The organism is Paenibacillus sp. JSM ZJ436 (genome assembly GCF_044383795.1).
Taxonomy (GTDB): Bacteria; Bacillota; Bacilli; order Paenibacillales; family Paenibacillaceae; genus Paenibacillus_AQ; species Paenibacillus_AQ algicola.
On sequence record NZ_JBISEO010000019.1, the window covers coordinates 1 to 20,139 of the forward strand.

The 20,139-nt window shown below is 53.6% G+C and carries 20 protein-coding genes and 1 rRNA gene; 1 reads left to right on the forward strand and 20 read right to left on the reverse strand.

Annotation, left to right across the window (positions count from 1 at the left end):
- Both ACH6EH_RS17625 and ACH6EH_RS17630 read right to left on the reverse strand, forming a co-directional pair.
- A 16S ribosomal RNA gene (locus tag ACH6EH_RS17625) occupies positions 1-64 on the reverse strand; the annotation flags it as partial.
- A gap of 354 nt (positions 65-418) precedes the next feature.
- Positions 419-958 carry a hypothetical protein gene (locus ACH6EH_RS17630; RefSeq protein WP_397333262.1) on the reverse strand — a complete coding sequence of 180 codons (540 nt, stop codon included), beginning with the start codon at positions 956-958 and terminating at the stop codon, positions 419-421.
- Positions 959-1,046: 88 nt separating this feature from the next.
- Between ACH6EH_RS17630 and ACH6EH_RS17635 the strand changes: the two genes are divergently transcribed.
- Entirely contained in the window at positions 1,047-1,685 is a 639-nt protein-coding gene (locus tag ACH6EH_RS17635) for a TetR/AcrR family transcriptional regulator (RefSeq protein WP_397333263.1), read from the forward strand.
- A 120-nt stretch (positions 1,686-1,805) separates the two neighbouring features.
- On the opposite strand, the gene lysS is transcribed toward ACH6EH_RS17635, so the two are convergent.
- The 18 genes from lysS to ftsH form a co-directional block, all read right to left on the reverse strand.
- Positions 1,806-3,329, reverse strand: coding sequence for a lysine--tRNA ligase (gene lysS, locus ACH6EH_RS17640; protein WP_208204555.1), 1,524 nt, complete (start codon positions 3,327-3,329; stop codon positions 1,806-1,808).
- Between the two features lie 131 nt (positions 3,330-3,460).
- On the reverse strand, positions 3,461-3,937 hold the full coding sequence (gene greA / locus ACH6EH_RS17645; RefSeq protein ID WP_138227550.1) for a transcription elongation factor GreA: 477 nt from the start codon (positions 3,935-3,937) through the stop codon (positions 3,461-3,463).
- Between the two features lie 171 nt (positions 3,938-4,108).
- Positions 4,109-5,128 carry a tRNA dihydrouridine synthase DusB gene (gene dusB, locus ACH6EH_RS17650; protein ID WP_397333264.1) on the reverse strand — a complete coding sequence of 340 codons (1,020 nt, stop codon included), beginning with the start codon at positions 5,126-5,128 and terminating at the stop codon, positions 4,109-4,111.
- A 43-nt stretch (positions 5,129-5,171) separates the two neighbouring features.
- A complete protein-coding gene (locus ACH6EH_RS17655) occupies positions 5,172-5,378 on the reverse strand; it encodes a helix-turn-helix domain-containing protein (RefSeq protein WP_138223955.1) in 207 nt (68 codons plus the stop codon).
- A complete protein-coding gene (folK, locus tag ACH6EH_RS17660) occupies positions 5,330-5,878 on the reverse strand; it encodes a 2-amino-4-hydroxy-6-hydroxymethyldihydropteridine diphosphokinase (RefSeq protein ID WP_397333294.1) in 549 nt (182 codons plus the stop codon). The genes ACH6EH_RS17655 and folK overlap by 49 nt, the downstream gene beginning before the upstream one ends.
- A gap of 9 nt (positions 5,879-5,887) precedes the next feature.
- Positions 5,888-6,250: a dihydroneopterin aldolase gene (folB, locus tag ACH6EH_RS17665; RefSeq protein ID WP_397333265.1), complete on the reverse strand. Its 363-nt coding sequence runs from the start codon at positions 6,248-6,250 to the stop codon at positions 5,888-5,890.
- A 35-nt stretch (positions 6,251-6,285) separates the two neighbouring features.
- Entirely contained in the window at positions 6,286-7,161 is an 876-nt protein-coding gene (gene folP / locus ACH6EH_RS17670) for a dihydropteroate synthase (RefSeq protein WP_397333266.1), read from the reverse strand.
- Complete coding sequence (locus ACH6EH_RS17675) at positions 7,158-8,066, reverse strand: aminotransferase class IV (RefSeq protein ID WP_397333267.1); 909 nt, start codon at positions 8,064-8,066, stop codon at positions 7,158-7,160. Before ACH6EH_RS17675 ends, folP begins: the two co-directional genes overlap by 4 nt.
- Positions 8,063-8,644, reverse strand: a complete 582-nt coding sequence (pabA, locus tag ACH6EH_RS17680; protein WP_397333268.1) for an aminodeoxychorismate/anthranilate synthase component II — start codon at positions 8,642-8,644, stop codon at positions 8,063-8,065. Before pabA ends, ACH6EH_RS17675 begins: the two co-directional genes overlap by 4 nt.
- Positions 8,645-8,656: 12 nt before the next feature.
- Positions 8,657-10,297: an anthranilate synthase component I family protein gene (locus tag ACH6EH_RS17685; RefSeq protein WP_397333269.1), complete on the reverse strand. Its 1,641-nt coding sequence runs from the start codon at positions 10,295-10,297 to the stop codon at positions 8,657-8,659.
- A gap of 209 nt (positions 10,298-10,506) precedes the next feature.
- Positions 10,507-11,445, reverse strand: a complete 939-nt coding sequence (gene cysK, locus ACH6EH_RS17690) for a cysteine synthase A (protein ID WP_208204550.1) — start codon at positions 11,443-11,445, stop codon at positions 10,507-10,509.
- Between the two features lie 207 nt (positions 11,446-11,652).
- Complete coding sequence (locus tag ACH6EH_RS17695) at positions 11,653-12,603, reverse strand: peptidylprolyl isomerase (RefSeq protein WP_397333270.1); 951 nt, start codon at positions 12,601-12,603, stop codon at positions 11,653-11,655.
- Between the two features lie 20 nt (positions 12,604-12,623).
- On the reverse strand, positions 12,624-13,508 hold the full coding sequence (gene hslO / locus ACH6EH_RS17700; RefSeq protein ID WP_397333271.1) for an Hsp33 family molecular chaperone HslO: 885 nt from the start codon (positions 13,506-13,508) through the stop codon (positions 12,624-12,626).
- 86 nt (positions 13,509-13,594) lie between these two features.
- On the reverse strand, positions 13,595-14,365 hold the full coding sequence (locus tag ACH6EH_RS17705) for a type III pantothenate kinase (protein WP_138223946.1): 771 nt from the start codon (positions 14,363-14,365) through the stop codon (positions 13,595-13,597).
- Complete coding sequence (gene nadC, locus ACH6EH_RS17710; protein ID WP_397333272.1) at positions 14,362-15,234, reverse strand: carboxylating nicotinate-nucleotide diphosphorylase; 873 nt, start codon at positions 15,232-15,234, stop codon at positions 14,362-14,364. Before nadC ends, ACH6EH_RS17705 begins: the two co-directional genes overlap by 4 nt.
- Positions 15,224-16,876 (reverse strand): L-aspartate oxidase, encoded by a 1,653-nt coding sequence (gene nadB / locus ACH6EH_RS17715; protein ID WP_397333273.1) that lies wholly within the window; start codon positions 16,874-16,876, stop codon positions 15,224-15,226. The genes nadC and nadB overlap by 11 nt, the downstream gene beginning before the upstream one ends.
- A gap of 1 nt (position 16,877) precedes the next feature.
- Positions 16,878-17,816 carry a quinolinate synthase NadA gene (nadA, locus tag ACH6EH_RS17720; RefSeq protein WP_138223943.1) on the reverse strand — a complete coding sequence of 313 codons (939 nt, stop codon included), beginning with the start codon at positions 17,814-17,816 and terminating at the stop codon, positions 16,878-16,880.
- Between the two features lie 228 nt (positions 17,817-18,044).
- Positions 18,045-20,099, reverse strand: a complete 2,055-nt coding sequence (gene ftsH, locus ACH6EH_RS17725; protein ID WP_397333274.1) for an ATP-dependent zinc metalloprotease FtsH — start codon at positions 20,097-20,099, stop codon at positions 18,045-18,047.
- Positions 20,100-20,139 lie beyond the last annotated feature (40 nt).

Here is a 20,139-nt window from a genome sequence, read left to right on the forward strand (position 1 = left end):
CGACTTGCATGTATTAGGCACGCCGCCAGCGTTCGTCCTGAGCCAGGATCAAACTCTCCATGAAAGTTGAGTTCCATTGCTCATTTCAAAACTGACGAGATTATAAAATCTCATTGTTGATCTCACCGTAAGGCAAGATCGGTTTAACTCACTCGTTGTTCAGTTTTCAAAGATCAATTCTGTTTCTGTCGCTTGGACAACCTCTCGTCTCAGCAACTTTTATAGTATATCACGTTCCAACCAACTTAGCAAGCACTTTTTTTTGAAAGTTTATTTCAAGCATTTCGCTTGCCGTGTCTCTTCACCGTGACATCCAACCACCGTTTCGCGGCCGGAAATAAAATATACCATAGCACTGAAGCACAATGCAACCCCTTTGCGGATTTTTTTGATTGGTATATATATACAGACTTATTGTTTATCTTCTCACCCCTCCCTTCGGCCACAAGGTATAGCTAAAGCTGATCATAAAATCAATGCCAAGCACAGCACTCCACACTTGCACCATCCTAATCAATACTTCCGTGTTTGCAGGTTCTCCGACATACCAGACCATCCCCGCAAGGATGACACAGCCAATACACCAGGACAGCAGATGGCGAAGCCAGCCTTCACGTTCCAATCGTGCATGCTCCCTTCCAGTGCGTGCTCTAGGTAACGGTTTGGATCCACCGGCAAAGCGGTAAGCAAATCGTTGATCCGACCAAGAGATCATACTCCGGCCAAAAGCAATCGTTACCCCGATATATACAGCGGCGAGTCCGTGTACCCACTTTGCTTCGGCTCCATTTTTCAAATCCAGAACAGTAACCGTGATCAGCAGGAGATCCACTACAGGAGTAGCGGCGAGCAGCAACGCACCAAGCTTCTTCCTTCCAAAAAGATATCTCGCACACAATCCGGCCAGCACGAGCACCCAAAATCCAATCTCACATCCTACAATGAGGGCGGCAATCACAGCTTTGCACTCCTTTTTAGTACAGTCGTCTTAAAAATAAGTTAGCACACTTGTGCGAAATAAACAAGCAACATGTTATACTTTATCCATGCCAAAAATCGTAGATCACAACGCGCAAAAAGAAAAAGTAGCCCACGCGGCGTGGAGGGTTATCCATCAGCATGGGCTGGAGTATGCATCTGTCCGCAACATCGCAGAAGAGGCGGGGCTGTCTTCAGGCTCGCTGCGGCATTATTTTGCTACACAATCGGAACTGTTCGCGTATGCCATGAAGCTTGTCACGCAGCGGGTCAACGAGCGAATCAGCAGGATTTCGTTTACGGGAGATGTTTTGAAGGATGCTCCTTTATTGGTAGATGAGATTTTGCCGCTGGAGGAAGAAACTCGTCAGGAAATGGAGGTATGGTTCGCGTTTGTCGTCAAATCCTTCTCGGATCCCACACTCGGCTCACTTCGAAGTCAAGTGGACGAGGATATGCGCCGTTTGTTCTCCACCATCGTCCATGCTCTTGTTCAGCAGGAGCTTGCGCCCTTGCAGCTGGATCAGGAACTGGAGACAGAGCGCTTTTACGGACTGATTGACGGACTTGCCATGCATGCTGTCATGAGACCCGAGAAGCTGACTCCAGATCTCATGCGATCTGTGGTAAAGCGTCACCTGTATTCTATATGCAAGCCTGAGATTGCAGCCGCATGCCTGTCAGGCCGTGATCCCAAGCAGCCGTAGTCTGCATCCTATGCATGTAAAAAAGGACCCTCTCACGTTGCCATAACGCGGAAGGGTCCTTTTAGATATGTTCATTGCTCCAGCCAGATGGCCGGAGGCTCTATGCAGCATGTATCTCGCTTAGTCCAGCGCCCGGTGACGCATATGCGGGAAGAGCAGCACATCTCGGATCGACGGGGCGTTGGTCAGCAGCATAATCAAGCGGTCAATCCCGATGCCGAGTCCTCCTGTTGGCGGCATGCCGTACTCCAGCGCACGCAGGAAATCCTCGTCCATCTCATGGGCTTCATCATTACCCTGCTCGCGTTCCTTCAGCTGGGACTCAAAGCGCTGGCGCTGATCGATTGGATCGTTGAGCTCCGAGAAGGCATTGGCATGCTCACGCGCGACAATGAACAGCTCGAAACGGTCGGTAAAGCGCGGATCCTGATCGTTTTTCTTGGCCAGCGGCGAAATTTCAACTGGATGTCCGGTTACAAACGTCGGCTGAATGAGCGTCTCTTCTACAAACTGCTCAAAGAACGCGTTCAGAATATGACCGAAGGTCATATGCTTCTCGACAGGCACCTTATGCTCCTTGGCCAAGGCATGAGCTTCCTCATTGGTCATCTGCACGCCGAAGTCGACTCCAGTCACTTCCTTAACGGCATCGACCATGGAAACGCGGCGCCATTCCGGCTTGAGGTCAACCTGTTGGCCTTGATATTCCACAACCTGGGTTCCCAGCACTTCCTGCGCAATGTGCGCGATCAGATTTTCTGTCAGTGCCATAATATCCTTGTAATCCGCATAAGCTTCATACAGCTCAATCATTGTGAATTCCGGGTTATGGCGTGTTGAAATGCCCTCATTGCGGTATACCCGGCCAATTTCGTACACTTTTTCGAGGCCGCCGACAATAAGACGCTTCAAATGAAGCTCGATCGCGATTCGCATGTACAGCTCCATATCCAGCGCATTATGATGCGTAATAAATGGACGTGCTGCGGCACCGCCGGCAATCGTATGCAGAGTTGGTGTCTCCACTTCCAGATATCCGTGCGAATCCAGGTAGCGGCGCATGGACTGGATAATACGGGAACGCGTAATGAAGGTCTTTTGAACCTCCGGGTTAATGATCAGATCCACGTAACGCTGACGATAGCGCAGCTCTACATCCTTCAAGCCATGGAATTTCTCCGGCAGCGGATAGAGCGATTTCGACAGTACCTCCAGATTGTGTACCTTTACCGTGGTTTCACCGGTTTTTGTCTTAAACAGCGTCCCGCTGATCCCGATAATGTCACCCAAATCCAAAATACTGAATGCTTCATACTTATCCGCTGGAACGGTATCCTGGCGCACATAAATCTGGATACGGCCGCTCAAGTCCTGAATATGCGCAAAGGAAGCCTTGCCCATACCCCGTTTTGCCATAATCCGGCCAGCCAGGTTCACCTCAACCTGCTTCTCCTCAAGCTCCTCCTTGCTGAGAGCATCGTAAGCCTCCATCAGCTCTCCCGCCTGGTGAGTTCTTTCGTATTTTCCCCCAAACGGGTCTATGCCGAGCTTGCGCAGCTCGTCCAGCTTCGCACGCCGGATCTGCAGCAGCTCGCTGAGCTCCTGCTCTTGTCCCTGCTCTTGTTGATGATTTTCTTCCGTCATCGTAACGCTCATCTCCTTCATTCTCGCTTCCCGGTGGAATGCCGGCAGCCTGTCCGCCTCATTGGGCTGATGGTGCTATCATAGCGAAAAAAGCTCCCCGAAAGGAAGCTTTCCGCGCATGCTGATCTAACTTACTTCTTAATGTCTACAATTTTATATTTAATGACGCCGGCTGGTACGTTGACATCAACCACCGAGCCTTTTGCTTTGCCGATAATCGCCTTGCCTACCGGGCTTTCGTTGGAAATCTTGTTGTTCAATGGGTCGGATTCTGCAGTGCCGACGATGGTGTATTCCATCGTATCCCCAAACTCCATATCCTCCACAATGACCGTGTTGCCCACGCCAACCGCGTCTGTGCTAATATCCTCGTTATTGATGATGCGGGCATTACGGAGCATTTTTTCCAAAGTGATAATACGGCCTTCTATAAAAGCTTGTTCATTCTTGGCATCTTCATACTCGGAATTTTCACTGATGTCGCCATAACCGATGGCAACCTTGATCCGCTCTGCAACTTCGCGCCGTTTAACGGATTTCAGATTCTCGAGCTCATCTTCCAGCTTTTTCAGACCATCCTGTGTAAGAATGACTTCCTTATCGCTCATCTCAACCGATTCTCCTGTCATGTAAAAAGTTTAAATCATGCCCTACTATATGCAAATCTCCGAGGATCAGAACCCCCTGATGTCTGTCGGATGCTCCGGCAAATTATACTGAGAAATTATATGGGAACCATTTCAAAAAGTCAATGTGCACACCGGCAGGTTTTGAAAACGCTACCCAGCTGGTATCGTCTGCGGATAGATGCTCTCCCCTGCGGCGCATTCCTCCAGCTGGTCCACATACGTGTTCAGCAGCTCAACCATCTGATCCCGCCGGGTTCCTTCCATAATCCTATCCTTGATCCGGGCGGAGCCCTTCAAGCCCTTCAGGTACCAGGACAGATGCTTCCGCACCTCCCGTACTGCTGCTTCTTCACCCCGGAGCGCAATCAAGCGATCCATGTGCAGGGTAGCAATCTTGATCTTCTCTTGCGGCGACGGGTCATCCAGCAGCTCTCCGTGGTGAAGGTATTGGATCGTGCGGTACAGCATCCAGGGATTACCCAAAGCGCCCCGACCAATCATAACGCCGTCACAGCCGGTTTCATCCAGCATGCGCCGGGCATCCTCCGGGGTCACTACATCCCCGTTGCCAATCACCGGGATCGAGACGGATTCCTTCACCTGCTTAATGATGCTCCAGTCCGCCCGGCCTGTATACTGCTGCTCACGGGTGCGTCCATGAACACTGACCGCCTGTCCGCCGGCACGCTCCACGGCCTGTGCATTTTCGACCGCAAAAATATGCTCGCTGTCCCAGCCAGTCCGCATCTTAACCGTTACCGGCTTATCGACTGCGTCTACCACTGCAGCTACCATTTCATAGATCTTGTTGGAGTCCAGGAGCCAGCGGGCGCCGGCGTCCATTTTAGTGACCTTAGGTGCCGGACAGCCCATGTTAATGTCGATGATATCCGCATTAGTCTCTTTGTCCACGACCTTCGCCGCCTCCACCAGAGACGGACGGTCACCGCCAAAAATCTGCAGGCTCAGCGGCTTCTCCCGCTCATCCACAAACAGCATCTCCTGGGTACGCTTGTTGCCATGAACGATCGCTTTCCCGCTCACCATTTCGGCACAGACGAGGCCCGTGCCAAACTCCTTCGCAATCAAGCGGAAGGCAGGGTTGCATACACCGGCCATCGGCGCCAGCACAACCTGATTCTTCATCTCGATCTTTCCGATCTTCAGCATGTGAAGTTAAGTTCACCCCTTTCCTCCAATGATGGTTCTATGATCAACCACGCAGGGTCAGTTCGTCTAAAGAAATACCCAGAGCATCTGCAATTCGGGAAAGCAGAGCTTCGTCAGCCCGCCGATTTCCCCGCTCCACAGCTCCGAGCACGGCAAGTGAAACCTCAATTTGCGCAGCCAGCTGCTGCTGGGTCAGGCCCTTTAACTTTCGGAAAGCGCGGATCCGCTGTGCAAGCTGCATGTTTTCCAAAGCTGTATTCCTTCCTTTCCTTCCAAGCTCTCAAGCGCTGTCTTGACCGTCATATGCAGGCCGGAAGGCTCATCCTCGGGAACGATGTCACCCAGCGGCATCAGCACGAAGGCTCTCTCCAGCATCCGCGGATGCGGAAGAATCAGCTCCCGGGTGTTCATGTTCTGTCCCGTCATCCACAGCAGATCCAAATCCACCGTGCGGGGGCCCCAATGAACCAGTCGTTTGCGGCCAAGACGGCTCTCAATACGCTGCATGACAGCCAGCAGCTCAAGCGGAGACAGCAAGGTGGAGATGGCGGCGGCCATGTTCAAGAACATCGGCTGATCCACATATCCTACCGGTTCGGTCTCGTATAGACTGGAGCAGCGGAGGACCTGAATGCTGGGGTGCTTGTCCAGCTGCCTCAGCGCCTCCAGCATCGTCTGTTCCCGATCTCCCAAATTAGCCCCTAAAGCAATATAAGCCTCTGAGCATTCAGAGGTAGTGTGTGCATTCATCATGGCGTCTCACTTTCTGGTTCGGTGCAGCTCTACGGTAACACCCTCAAAATGAATATCAAAAGGCGGATGCGGCTTGGTTACTTTAACGGTTAATGCAACGATACTAGTATAAGTGCGGAGCATTTCGGTTGCAATATACTCCGCTAAAGCCTCGATCAGCTGGAATTGCTTGTTTTTCATCACACTGAGAAGCAGCTCGTGGACCTCCGCATAATTGACCGTGAGGGTCAAGTCATCGCGCAGCCCGGCCTCTTTTAAATCCAGCTCCAGCTCCAGGTCCACATAATAGCGCTGTCCCAGCTTTCGTTCCTCTTCAAATACGCCGACATAGGCGTAATATTCCATTTTGCGCAGGCTCATCTTATCCATGGATCCATACCGCCTTTCCTGAACGTTGATCGTTACTAAATACTTCCTGCAGGCAGCCTGCGGGTCAACTGGGGTGAAGCGTAAAGCATGGCATCACTCATCGCAACCGTTCGTTTCATCTGCGCCACATCATGCACCCGAACCAGCTGACAGCCCTGCGCGATCCCGAACGCAACCGTAGCTGCGGTTCCCTCGACGACATCCTCCACTGGCAGGTTCAGCGCGGTGCGGATAAATCGCTTGCGCGAGGTAGCCAGCAGCACGGGATACCCCAAGTGAACGAGCTCATCCAGCGCACTCATGACCTGCAGGTTCTGGCTGTGATTTTTAGCGAATCCGATACCGGGATCCAGTAGAATCCGGGCGGGATTGACGCCGGCCTGGAGTGCAATATCTACGCTTTCCAGCAGATCCTTCTTCATATCTTCTATGAGATCTGTATAGTTCTCATCCTGACGGTTATGCATCAGAATGATCGGGCAGTCCAGCGCTGCGGCTGTGGATGCCATTTGGGGATCCTTTTTACAGCCCCAGACATCATTAATGATGTGCGCCCCGGCCTGTATCGCCTGCCGCGCTACCTCCGCCTTGTACGTGTCGATGGACAGCGGGATATGCGGCGCTGCTTTATGAATCGCCTCAATCACCGGAATGACCCGGCTCAGCTCTTCCTCAGCACGGACGGGCTGATGTCCCGGACGCGTGGACTCTCCCCCGATATCAATCAGATCTGCACCCTCCTCCACCAGCCTCAGTGCATGCTCCACAGCACGCCCCGAATCCAGATACCTGCCCCCATCGGAAAAAGAGTCCGGCGTAACATTCAGAATGCCCATGATCAGTGTAGCACTGCCCAGCTTCAGCTCGGTCTGACCGCACTTGTATGTCTGCTCGTACACGGTGATTCTCATCCTCGAAGTCCCCTGCCTTCCTGTCTGTTCCCGGTCCATTGCCGGTAGGCCTGTAAAAGCTGCCCCGTAATCGGGCCCATGACACCAGACCCTACCAATGCGGTTTTCTGTCCCTGGGCGAGCAGAGAAGTGATCGGCATCAGCTCCTGAACAGAGCCTGTCGTAAACACCTCATCCGCTTCCAGCAGGTCCTCCCAGCCATAACGGCCTTCATGGACGGGAATGGAAAGCTGCTGCGCCAGCTCCAGCACCGCCGTCCGGGTAATACCGGGCAAGATGCCGGTGCCGATGTCCGGCGTATACAGGTGGCCCTCCCGGATAAAAAACAGATTGCTTACAATGCCCTCCGCCAGCTCCTGGTTTACGGTCAGCATGCAGCCCTCGGCTTGGAGCGCAACGGCCTCCGGGTAACTTTGCAGTTCTTTTTTGGCTATAATGCTGTTCATGTAGTGCAGCGACTTCAGCCTGACCGGCGTCTCCGGCGTATTGCGGGGTGTATGCAGCAGCTGTAGCCCTCTCCCCTTCAGATACGCTTCGTCAGGCATTACGGGGAGCGGCTTCACGAGAAGCAGCTCCTGTGGAGCTTCATACATACCAGATGGCAAGCCGAGACCGCCCTCTCCGGCCGTTACCGTATACCGCACATAAGCATCCTTCAAGTCGTTAGCGGCTAGCAGAGCCTGCAGCCAGTCCCGGAAGGTGCTGTCATCCTGGGTATACGGAATGCCCAGCACGCTGCAGCTCTCTTCCAATCGCTTTAAATGCCGGTCCAGCAAAAAAGGCACCCCGTCGTAAGTACGAAAGGTCTCAAACAGCCCCATCCCGTAGAGCAGCCCATGATCAAGCACCGAGATGGAGGCCTGAGATGCCGGAATCACTTGTCTGTTGAGGCCAACCAGCCTCATGCCTGAGCGCCGGCCTTGTTCTGCAGAAAGCTGCGCAGCATTTGGTGGCCATGGTCCGTAATAATGGATTCAGGATGAAACTGAACGCCTTCGATCGGATATTCCTTGTGCCGCAGCCCCATAATTTCGCCCTCTTCGGTCCAGGCTGTAACCTCCAGACAGTCAGGCAGACTTTCCTTCTCCACCAGCAGCGAGTGATATCTCGTCGCGGTAAAAGGATTGCTCAGACCCTGGAAAACGGAGGTGCCATGATGATGAATAGGCGAGGTCTTGCCATGCATCAAGCGCTCCGCCCGAATCACGTTGCCGCCAAATGCTTGTCCGATCGCCTGATGACCGAGACAGACGCCGAAAATAGGGATGCTACCCTTAAAATGCTGAATCACGTCCAGGCTAATGCCGGCCTCATTCGGCGTGCACGGCCCCGGCGAGATCAGAATATGATCCGGTGCGAGCTCTTCAATACCGGCAAGATCAATTTCATCATTGCGGTACACCTGAACCTCTTCGCCAATCTCTCCCAAATATTGCACCAGGTTATAGGTAAAAGAATCGTAATTATCAATGACCAGAATCATGATTATCTCCCCTTATCTTAAAGCTGCGGCTGCAGCCTCTTCTTCACTGCACATGACGGCAGCGATCAAGGCCTTCGCCTTATTATGGCATTCGCGGTATTCCCGGTAAGGCTCGGAGTCAATGACAATGCCGGCTCCCGCCTGAATATATCCGATTCCGTCCTTGACCGCTAAGGTACGTATAATGATATTTAACTCCATATCTCCATTATAATCGATCCAGCCCATCGACCCTGTGTAGGGACCTCTTGTGACCGGCTCCAGCTCCTCGATAATTTCCATGGTGCGGATCTTGGGGGCCCCGGTGATCGTTCCGCCGGGAAAGGCAGCAGCGATCACGTCATAAGCATGCTTCCCCTCGGCCAGCTGTCCCTCCACTTGAGAAACCAGATGCATCACGTGCGAGTAACGCTCGATCGTCATCAGCTCCGGCACCTTCACCGAGCCATAGGCTGCAATACGGCCAATATCATTGCGCTCCAGATCGACCAGCATGATATGCTCCGCCCGTTCCTTCTCCGTCTGCAGCAGCTCGGCCTCCATCGCGGCATCCTCTTGTGGAGTGGCACCCCTCCGGCGGGTACCGGCAATCGGGCGCGCGGTTACCTTTCCGCCATCCAGCTTGATCAAGAGCTCCGGCGAAGCGCTCGACAGCGCAAACCCCGGCGAATTCAAATAGCCCATGTAAGGTGAAGGATTGAGCACGCGCAGCCACTCATACACTTGAGAAGGATGAGACCTAAGCTTCACGTGACGCCGAAGCGAGAGGTTCACCTGAAATACATCTCCATTGCGGATATATTCCTGAATATCTTCAACTGCCTGCTGAAAGGCCTCCTTGGAAAAAGGGCTCTCCAGCGCATCCCAGCCCGCCACCTCCGGCACCAGCAGTGACGTTGCTTTTTGACGTCTTGCGGCAGTGAGGGCTTGCTCTGCAGAGCGCTCTTCAGTATCTCCCGTTATCCACTGCTCCCAGGTCTTAAGCATGCTTTGCGCTTTAGCCTCAGCTTGCTCATATAGAAGCTGCAGCTTCATCTTATCCTCCGCAGTTAACGGGAATCCCGCGGGGTGTTCTGCTGGCTGCAGACTGTCCCCGTTTAAGCTGTCCTTGCTTCCCTCATCCGGCTTCCATGGGATATGAACAGCGCAGTACAGCGCATGCTCCTGATGATCATAGATCCACTGCGACTCCATCCGCATCCACAAATAATCCGGGAAACCGGCGTCATCGCCGGCAATAACCGGGAGCTGCTCCAGCGAGCGGATGACATCATAGCCGAGGAAGCCGGCACAACCGCCCCGGAAATCCGGCCAACCGGGAGTGCGCGGTGCCCGGTACGGACGCATCCACTGCTCCAGCAGCGGCAGCGGATCGCCGTGAAGCGGCTTCGACTCTCCAGTGCGCAGATCCAGCACCTTCGCTTCCGTGCCTTTACCGGTAAGCACTGACACCGGATCTGTCCCTACATAGGTGTATCTTCCGCTCTTTCCGCTCTCCAGCACGAACGAATAGGGAGAGGAGGCCTGCCAGGCCGGGGTCCATGTTTCTGGCAGCTCGGGATAGACCTTGGTCCCTCGTGCTAAATAAGGCAGCATGGTCCAGCCTTCCTCCACCCAATTTAACCATTCGGCCAGCTTTGTTGTTCGTTCCATGCCTTTCCTCCCTATCCGTGAAAAATGCTGTCTGTTGCCTGTCAGTATACTTCATCCCGTCCGGCTTGAAAACCCCGCAGTAAGCAGCATACGCCTTGTTCTCTATACAATGTCCATTCCGGCGCTGCCCCATCCGAACCCCCGGGAAAGAAACAAAGCCTTCAATGCGTCCTGCATTGAAGGCTGTTTCTCTATAAATTTAAGTGCAATTAGGATTCAAAGTTATACAGCGGTGTGCTCAGGTAACGCTCACCGTTACTCGGAATAATAACAACGACGCGCTTGCCTTCGCCAAGCTGCTTGGCAACCTTCAGTGCAGCGTGTACCGCAGCCCCGGAGGAAATGCCGGCCAGTACGCCTTCTTCTTTGGCCACACGGCGTGCCGTCTCGAAAGCATCATCGTTCTCGACATGGATAATCTCATCATAAATGTCACGGTTCAAAATCTCCGGAATGAAGTTCGCACCGATACCTTGAATCTTATGCGGACCCGGCTGGCCTCCCGCCAAAATCGGGGATGCTGCTGGCTCTACTGCGTAAATCTTCACATCCGGGAACGCGTTCTTCAGCACTTCACCAGCGCCCGAGATCGTTCCGCCCGTGCCGATGCCGGCTACGAATGCATCCAGACTGCCGCCCACGGATTGAATCGCCTCCACAATTTCTGGTCCTGTCGTTTCACGGTGAATCTTCACGTTCGCCTGATTGCGGAACTGCTCTGCCATGAAGTAGGAAGGATTGCTGCGAACCAGCTCCTCGGCCTTCTTCACCGCGCCGTTCATGCCTTCAGATCCAGGTGTCAGCACCAGCTCTGCGCCGTAAGCACGCAGCAGGTTACGACGCTCCAGGCTCATCGTTTCCGGCATTACAATAACCGCTCTGTAGCCCTTGGCTGCCGCAACCATCGCAAGGCCGATCCCTGTGTTGCCGCTCGTTGCCTCAACAATGGTGTCGCCCGCCTTCAGCTTGCCTTCCTTCTCGGCTTCTTCCACGATGCTGACCGCGATCCGGTCCTTGACGCTGGAGCCGGGATTCTGGTATTCCAGCTTCAGATAAATCTCTGCGCTGCCTTCCTCCGCCAGACGGTTCAAGCGAACCAGCGGTGTTCCTCCGATCAATTCCGTTACATTATTAACGACTTTAGCCATGGTAACTGCCTCCCTGTATGATATATTCCACTGCATTCGTATCTTTATTTATTGCATGAATAGTTTCATTAATATCCGAGTAAAACGCTAGGTTTTGTAACTCCATATTATCAACGATTCTGTCCTGTGTCAACAACCTAAAATCACAGGAAGTCTCCATACGAAACAGGCCTTGGCAGCCGGAGAAATAAGCTGCAAAGGCCTGTTTTACGGTTGCCGGAATGGCGCGGGCGACGCCCCTGCCAGCATCCGGGCTTCATATTTGCTGCGGAGCCGCTGCTCCAGCTGACTTAAGGATTCGGAACGCTCCAGAGCCAGCTGTCTGCGGACGGTCTCGCGAGTGAGCTTCGGATCTGGCGCTGCCGGCACGAGAATTCTTTTGACATATACAATACCAAAGCCGTCCTCCAGCGCAATCGGTCCTGCAATATCGCCGCTGCTCAGCTCCTGCACGGTCTCCATCAGCTCTTGCGGCTGAAAAGGATCATCCTCTTCAATCAGTCCCAGCCGGCCGCCGTCTTCTCTCGTGTATTCGTCGATCGAGTGCTCGGCAGCAAGAGCTGCAAAATCCTCACCGTCCTCCAGACGGTCCAGCAGCTCATTCGCCAGTGACTCCTCCTCCACCTTGATCAGCGACAGGTCCAGCTGCTTCTTGGGCACGAACTGATCCGGATGGTCCTCTAGATATTGATCAATCTCGATAGAGCTGACCTTGACGTCTGCCGTTGCAATTTTCTCCAGCAGCAGCCGGTATTCGGTTTCTTCCTTCAGCACCTCTTCGGACAAGCCCAGCTGTCCCATAGCCTCCAGGAAACGTTGCCGGGAGCCGTAGGACTGAGCCATCCGATCCAGCTCCTGTTCAATCTCCTCCGGAGCTACCGTGATATTGGCCTGCTCCGCTTCCAGCGCAGCGACCTGGCGGTTCATCATCGTCAGCAGCACTTCGCTGCCGTATCTTCGCTTCAGCTCACGGCTCCACGCTTCTTCCGTGATTGCCTGCTCCTGCACCATGGCTACGGCCGATGAGCCGCTGCCTTCCTCTCTGGACAATCCCTCCCGCGACAGAGCCCCCGAGAACACCATCCAGCTCCCCATAAAAAGCAAACCTGCTGACAGAACCATTACAGCTGCCCACAGTGCCTTTTCCTGTTTCGTCATCGGCTGCTCATCCCATATCTTTAAGATTTCGCCCGTTGTAAAACGGCTATCAATTCTTCCTCATCAAATGTATAGACCTCATTGCAGAAGTGACAGGTCACCTCGGCCTTCCGGTCCTCATCAATCATCGCCTGCAGCTCGCCCTCACCCATGCTGATCAGCGCGCGCTCCACCCGTTCACGGGAACAGTCGCAGGTAAAGCTTACCTTCGTCTCCTCCAAAATCGTAATGTCGGGCAGCAGCCGCTTCAGAATGTCTTCCAGCTCAAGCCCTTCCTCCAGCAATGTCGTGATCGGTGGAATGTCCTGAATAGCTTTTTCAATGGTTCCGATTTCCTCATCCGTAATGCCGGGCAGAAGCTGAATAATAAAGCCGCCGGCATTGGCTACCGTATAGTCCGGGGATACCAATACGCCCAGACTGACTGCAGAATTGGTCTGCTCGGATACGGCGAAGTAATATGTGAAATCCTCCGCCAGCTCACCCGACACGATCGGTATACTGCCACGGTAGGGCTCCTTAAGGCCAAGGTCCTTGATCACGTGGATATATCCGCTCGTGCCTACTGCAGCAGCGACATTCATTTTGCCGGGACGGATGTTCGTCATCTCCACATGCGGGTTATTCACATAACCGCGCACCTCGCCTCGGGCATTGGCTTCAGCCGCAATCAGACCAATCGGTCCATCGCCCCTCACCTGAATGCTGAGCCGCTCTTCCCCTTTCATCATAGCGCCCATCATGGCAGCGGCGGACGCCGTTCTTCCTAATGCGGCTGTTACGACGGGAAAAGTATCATGTCTGCGTCGCAGCTCCTCAACCAGATCGGTCGTCCGTACGGCAAATGCCCGGACCTTACCGTTCATGGCCGTTCCGCGGAGAATGCGGTCTATGCTGTTATCCATCTTCAGCCTCCTTTTGAGTCGTTAGCTCATGCTCTTCTTTATATATAACTCCTTGAAGTCCCTGTTCGTTGCGTTCCCTGCAGCACTTATTCGTTTCGTTCGTAAATAATCCGCAGCCCATCGAGGGTCAGGAGCGGATCAATATCGTCAATACAATGGGTTTCTCCCGAGATCAGCTCTGCCAGTCCGCCGGTTGCGATAACCTTAACATTGTCCGTTCCCAGCTCGGCTTTTATGCGCCTTACCAGGCCCTCGACCTGTCCCGCATAGCCAAAAATCATCCCGGATTGCATAGCATGCACGGTGTTGCGGCCAATCGCCTTCTTGGGCTTCTCCAGCTCAATGCGGGGCAGCTTTGACGCCCGCTGCACGAGCGCTTCCGCCGCAATGCCGACCCCCGGAACAATGGCCCCACCCAAATAGCTGCCGCTGGCGTCAATACAATCGAACGTCGTAGCTGTTCCAAAGTCAACGACGATCAGCGGCCCGCCGCCATATTTTTCAACGGCGGCCACAGCATTGACAATACGGTCCGCTCCGACCTCGCGCGGATTGTCATTGCGCAAATTCAGCCCTGTCTTGATGCCGGGGCCGACGATCAGGGGATCCTGACTCATATATTTACGGCACATCTCTTCCACCACCGGAATTAACGGCGGCACTACGGACGAGACAATAACCCCTTCTATGTCGTTTACCGAGATTTGAGACATCTGAAACAGATTATGAATCAGTACGCCATACTCATCTACTGTAGATTGACGGGAGGTACTGATTCGAAAATGATGCAGCAGCTCTTTGTGCTCATAAATGCCGAGCACAATATTCGTATTTCCGATATCGACGACGAGAATCATGCGGTACCCCCTTTTTTGCCATTGAGATCCAGACTGATGTCCAGGCTCTGAAAAGAGTAGGTTAACCGGCCGACAGAAATAACATCCACTCCGCTTGATGCGATCTGCCGCACTGTCTCCAGCGTGACATTGCCGGAAGCCTCGGTCATCACGTGCGGGGAATGTCCCTTGATGAGGCTCACGGCCTCCTTCATCTGCGAATCATCCATATTATCAAGCATGATAATATCGGCCCCCGCCGCAAGAGCCTCCTGCACCTGCGCGATGGACTCCGTCTCCACCTCAATCTTCATCGTGTGCGGGATAACGCTGCGGGATCTGGATACCGCAGCCCCAATGCTGCCTGCGCCCTTAATATGATTGTCCTTGATCATGACGGCATCATACAAGCCAAAGCGGTGATTACCCCCGCCGCCGATCCGTACGGCATACTTCTCAAGCATCCGGTGACCCGGTGTCGTCTTGCGTGTATCGACGAGACGGGTTGGCAGGCCCTCCAGGGCATTCACGAATGCACGTGTCTTTGTGGCAATGCCCGAGAGACGCTGCAGTAAATTCAGAGCGAGCCGTTCACCGGTCAGAATATGATGCGTACTGCCCTCAACGATCGCCAGAATATCGCCCTTCTTGACTTCCTGTCCATCCTCAACATGCGCGTGAAACATAAGGTCTTTATCTACAATCTCGAACACCAGCTTTGCGGCAGGCATTCCGGCCACCACACCGTCTTCCTTGGCATGGATGACTCCCTTAGACTCGTGGCCCGGCGGAATTGTAGACAAGGTGGTAATATCGCCGGAGCCGACGTCCTCGCGCAGCCAGGAACGTATATCTGCAGCCAGATTTTCGTTATATCCGTTAAACATCATCACTGATTTCCTCCGTCATTCCTTGATCGCGGCCCTGTACAATGTGCTTGCGCCACTTCATATCATCTCGCTCCGGGAAATCCTCCCGATAATGAGCTCCGCGGCTTTCCTCGCGGTAAAGAGCTCCCTGGATGACGAGCAGGGAGCTGGTGAGCAGGTTCGCAAACTCATACTCCTCCCGCCGGGTCAGCACCGAGTGCAGCAGCGGCAGCTGACGCTTCAGCTCCTCCATCGCGCGAAGCAGCGTTTCCTGGGTCCGTCGAAGTCCGGCGTAGCGCACCATGACCTTTTGCAGCTTGAGGCGCCGCTCGACAATAGGCTGGGAAGCCAGCTCTCTGCGCTCCCAGCTGAAGGCCTCCGGCTGAAGGCCTTCCTCCAGTGGAGACAGCCTGCGGATGGCTTCTGCGATCCGTCGTCCGTACACCAGCGCTTCCGACAAGGAGTTGCTGGCGAGCCGGTTGGCTCCGTGCACACCGGTGGAGGATACCTCACCGCATGCAAACAGGCGTGAAAGACTGCTTTCGCCGTGCAGATCGGTTTTGACACCGCCCATCATATAATGAGCAGCAGGAGAAACCGGAATCCAGTCACTGGTCAGGTCCAGGCCGTACCGCATGCAGGTTTCATATATAGTGGGGAAACGATGCTTGATCATTTCCTCAGATTCATGCGTAATGTCCAGATAGACGAATGTGGATCGGGTTTCCTCCATTTCGCTGACGATCGCCCGAGCGACAATATCGCGGGGAGCGAGCTCCAGCAGCTCATGATACCGGTGCATGAAGCGCTCGCCTTTAATGTTGCGCAAGTAGGCTCCTTCACCCCGCACGGCCTCCGAGATCAAAAAGCGTGGTGCACCGGGATAGCTTAACGCCGTCGGATGAAACTGAATAAACTCCATGTCGCGGACTGTAGCCCCTGCTCGGTAAGCCATAGCCACTCCATCGGAGGTCGCCACCTCCGGATTCGTCGTATATCGATACAGCTGACCGGAACCGCCTGAGCACAGCACGGTGGCTTCGCCGCGTACAAAGGTGCGGCTTCCATCCGGCATCTGCACCAGCGCTCCGAGGCAGGCTCCGCTCCGGGTGACAAGATCAATTGCAAAATGATCGTCCCATACCTCTACCCGAGGATGGCTTTGAACCTTGTCGGAGAGTGCCCGCACAATCTCATGTCCTGTTGCATCTCCATTGGCATGAAGAATTCGCCGGTGACTGTGAGCACCTTCCCGGGTGAGTGCCAGCACGCCGTTCTCCTCATCAAACAGGGTACCCAGACGGATAAGCTCCTTTACGCCTTCGGGTCCCTCATGAACGAGCACGTCAACGGCTGCCGAGGAACAGAGACCTGCTCCTGCAAGCAGCGTGTCCTGCCGGTGATAGATCGGGGAATCATCCTCTGCCGTCACGGCAGCAATGCCGCCCTGGGCATACCGGGTATTGCTCTCCATTAGCGTCTTCTTCGTAATGAGCAGTACCTGACGGTCCTTCGCAAGCTCAATAGCCGTATACAGACCTGCTATTCCCGAGCCGATGACAATACAATCGGTGGTCACCACCGGAAGATTGCTCCATTCTACATCAACGAGAAACGGAGGAATAACGGGAGCCTTTGAGGGGTCGATGACAGCACCGTTCATCCTATTTCACCTGCAGCATGCGTTCGAGCGATGCCCGTGCCTTATCGGCTACGGCCGGCGGAACGTAAATTTGCGGCTTCATCGTTTCCAGGCATTTCACCAGCTTCTTCAAATTATTGACCTTCATATTCGGACATACGAGAAACTTGGTAGCAAAATGAAAAGCTTTATCCGGACTATCTACCCGAAGCTGATAGCCGGTTCCATCCTCGGTACCCACGATAAATTCTTTCGCCGGAGAATTCTTGCAATATTCCAAAATGGCCGTCGTGCTGCCTACGAAATCACCCAGCTCTACAACCTCTGGCCGGCATTCCGGATGAACGACAAACTCCGCCCCTGGATACTTGGCCTTCATCTCCATGACATCTTTGACGGTCAGCATATCATGCGTGTTGCAGTATCCTTCCCAAATAATCATCTTCTTGTCCGTATGCTGCTGTACATAATGACCGAGGTTCTTATCCGGTACCCAGATGATTTCATCAGAATCTACAGACTGAATGACCTTTACCGCATTGGAGGACGTGCAGCAGATGTCGGTTTCTGCTTTAATCTCTGCCGAGGAGTTAATGTAAGTCACGACCTTGGCGTTAGGGTGCTGTGCCTTCAGCTTGCGCAGTCCATCCACGTTCACCATGTCAGCCATCGGACAGCCTGCACGCTCATCCGGGATGAGCACGGTTTTGTTCGGGGCTAGAATTTTTGCGCTTTCACCCATGAAATGCACACCGCAAAATACGATGGTGTCTGCGTCGGTTTGTGCGGCTTTCTGTGCTAATAGGAAGGAATCTCCCCGAAAATCTGCGACTTCCTGTATTTCATCGCGCTGATAATAATGCGCCAGAATAATAGCGTTGCGTTCTTTCTTCAATTGGATTAAGCGTTCGCGTAACTCCCGGTTCTGTTCGGCTTTACGTTCCAGTGCCAAAGCTTCCACTTCTGACCCTCTCCCTTTATGTATTACGGCCAGATTGTCAGGCCGCAGCAATTTGAGTACAGATGCCCATCTACCTTGTGAAAAGAAACACCTGCTAGTTAACACCTAATGTACACAACGTTCTCCCGGCTGTCAACGTGATAAGATGCACAAAAAAAACCGGAAAACAAGGGATGTTCTCCGGTTCTATCTGTATATAACGCTGCAGCGTCAGTTTTGGCGATATTACTACGTTAATCTGCCGCCGCCTTGGTCTGACCCGCCTGGAGGCTTATCGTCGGGATTGCTGTTCTCCGGCTGATCATTGTCCATTGGATTGTTCGGAATTTCTCCCGTATTGGAACGCTCTTCCTGGTCTTTGCCCTGAATGCGAACACGTACGTCTCCAATGCTGTCGATGACGGGTTCACCGCTCTCGGAGGAGCCGCCTTCACCGTCATTGCCGGAATCCACAGAACCTGTCTCGATCAATTGCTTGATCTGATCCAGCTCCAGCGTTTCCTTCTCCAGCAAGGTGTTTGCAATCAGATGCACTTCCTTCGCATGCTCGGTCAGGAGCTGGCGGCATTTCTCATAGCAATCCTGAATGAAATGCTGCATTTCCTGATCGATCTCATATGCGATCTGATCACTGTAGTTCTGCTCGTGTCCGATATCCCGGCCCAGGAACACCTGTCCCTGAGAAGTGCCGAACTGCATCGGTCCGAGCTTCTCGCTCATGCCGTACTCCACAATCATGCTGCGGACAATGCTCGTTGCCTGCTGGAAGTCACTGTATGCACCGGTACCGATTTCGCCGATAAACAGCTCCTCCGCTACGCGTCCGCCCAGCAAGCCGGTAACCCGGTCCAGAAGCTCCTGCTTCGTCACGAGCATACGGTCTTCCTTCGGCAGCATAATCACATATCCGCCCGCGCGTCCACGCGGAATGATTGTTACCTTATGAACCATATCGGCATGCTCCAGGAAGTAACCAACGATGGTATGGCCCGCTTCATGATAAGCAACAATCCGCTTCTCGCGGTCACTGATCACGCGGCTGCGCTTCTCTGTACCGACGATGACACGGTCAATCGCCTCGTCAACCTCTTGCATGGAGATATCCTTCCGGTTGCGCCGTGCAGCGAGCAGGGCTGCCTCGTTCAGGAGGTTCTCCAGGTCCGCACCTGTAAAGCCTGTCGTCCGCTTCGCAATAACATCCATCTTCACGTCTTTCGTGAGCGGCTTGTTACGGGCGTGAACGTTCAGTACCGCTTCGCGACCCTTCACATCCGGACGGTCCACCGTGATCTGGCGGTCAAAACGTCCAGGACGCAGCAATGCAGGGTCCAGAATGTCCGGACGGTTGGTTGCAGCAACGATAATAATGCCTTCGTTCGCACCGAAGCCATCCATCTCAACCAGGAGCTGGTTCAGTGTCTGCTCGCGCTCATCGTGGCCGCCGCCCAAGCCGGCGCCGCGCTGACGACCGACAGCGTCAATCTCGTCAATAAAGATAATACATGGGGCATTCTTCTTCGCATTCTCAAACAAATCCCGGACACGGGATGCACCGACACCGACAAACATTTCGACGAAGTCAGAACCTGAGATGCTGAAGAACGGAACGCCGGCTTCACCGGCAACAGCACGAGCAAGAAGCGTCTTACCCGTACCCGGAGGGCCTACAAGCAGCACGCCCTTCGGAATGCGGGCTCCTACCGTGTTAAACTTGCGCGGATCTTTCAGGAAGTCGACAACCTCCACCAGTTCCTGCTTCTCTTCATCCGCACCGGCCACATCCTGGAATGTAACCTTCTTCTTCTCTTCGTTATACAGGCGGGCCTTGCTCTTGCCAAAGTTCATGACCTTGCCGCCGCCACCCTGAGCCTGATTGAACAGGAAGAAGAACAATGCGAACATAATGATCAGCGGAATAAAGGAGGACAGCAGCGTCAGCCAAATGCTGGGTCCTTCCGTTTTCTTAATATTAAAGGCTACCTCGTTAGCTTCGCTGGCGCTCACGAGCTCATCCATCGCAGCATCCGTTGCCGGGATGTAGGTTGAGAAATCTTCAAATTCCTCTTCGCCTCTAGGCTCTCTATATGAGCCGGTTACCAAGTAAGCATAACCGTCAAATTGAGCCGTAATTTCCTTAATATTATCGGCCTTAATCTCTTGCCGCAGCTCATCATACCTAGGGGTATCGGCTACTTCGTTCCCTTGGGTCACGAATTGTACGATGCCCACCACGACTAAAAATAGAATCAAATAAAAACCAGAATTCCGGATGAACCGACTCATCCCCTACCTCCTCTCAAAGACACATAAGATATTTTAACAC

What these genes read in the sequence shown, in the direction of transcription:
- dusB (WP_397333264.1), bottom strand. Translation starts at nt 5,128, where the DNA reads ATGCTGAAGATCGGAAAGATCGAGATGAAGAATCAGGTTGTGCTGGCG.
- ftsH (WP_397333274.1), bottom strand. Translation starts at nt 20,099, where the DNA reads ATGAGTCGGTTCATCCGGAATTCTGGTTTTTATTTGATTCTATTTTTA.
- lysS (WP_208204555.1), bottom strand. Translation starts at nt 3,329, where the DNA reads ATGACGGAAGAAAATCATCAACAAGAGCAGGGACAAGAGCAGGAGCTC.
- folB (WP_397333265.1), bottom strand. Translation starts at nt 6,250, where the DNA reads ATGGATAAGATGAGCCTGCGCAAAATGGAATATTACGCCTATGTCGGC.
- ACH6EH_RS17635 (WP_397333263.1), top strand. Translation starts at nt 1,047, where the DNA reads ATGCCAAAAATCGTAGATCACAACGCGCAAAAAGAAAAAGTAGCCCAC.
- ACH6EH_RS17695 (WP_397333270.1), bottom strand. Translation starts at nt 12,603, where the DNA reads ATGACGAAACAGGAAAAGGCACTGTGGGCAGCTGTAATGGTTCTGTCA.
- folP (WP_397333266.1), bottom strand. Translation starts at nt 7,161, where the DNA reads ATGAGAATCACCGTGTACGAGCAGACATACAAGTGCGGTCAGACCGAG.
- nadC (WP_397333272.1), bottom strand. Translation starts at nt 15,234, where the DNA reads ATGATGTTTAACGGATATAACGAAAATCTGGCTGCAGATATACGTTCC.
- greA (WP_138227550.1), bottom strand. Translation starts at nt 3,937, where the DNA reads ATGAGCGATAAGGAAGTCATTCTTACACAGGATGGTCTGAAAAAGCTG.
- hslO (WP_397333271.1), bottom strand. Translation starts at nt 13,508, where the DNA reads ATGGATAACAGCATAGACCGCATTCTCCGCGGAACGGCCATGAACGGT.
- pabA (WP_397333268.1), bottom strand. Translation starts at nt 8,644, where the DNA reads ATGATTCTGGTCATTGATAATTACGATTCTTTTACCTATAACCTGGTG.
- cysK (WP_208204550.1), bottom strand. Translation starts at nt 11,445, where the DNA reads ATGGCTAAAGTCGTTAATAATGTAACGGAATTGATCGGAGGAACACCG.
- ACH6EH_RS17675 (WP_397333267.1), bottom strand. Translation starts at nt 8,066, where the DNA reads ATGAGGCTGGTTGGCCTCAACAGACAAGTGATTCCGGCATCTCAGGCC.
- ACH6EH_RS17705 (WP_138223946.1), bottom strand. Translation starts at nt 14,365, where the DNA reads ATGATTCTCGTCGTCGATATCGGAAATACGAATATTGTGCTCGGCATT.
- nadB (WP_397333273.1), bottom strand. Translation starts at nt 16,876, where the DNA reads ATGAACGGTGCTGTCATCGACCCCTCAAAGGCTCCCGTTATTCCTCCG.
- folK (WP_397333294.1), bottom strand. Translation starts at nt 5,878, where the DNA reads ATGAATGCACACACTACCTCTGAATGCTCAGAGGCTTATATTGCTTTA.
- ACH6EH_RS17685 (WP_397333269.1), bottom strand. Translation starts at nt 10,297, where the DNA reads ATGGAACGAACAACAAAGCTGGCCGAATGGTTAAATTGGGTGGAGGAA.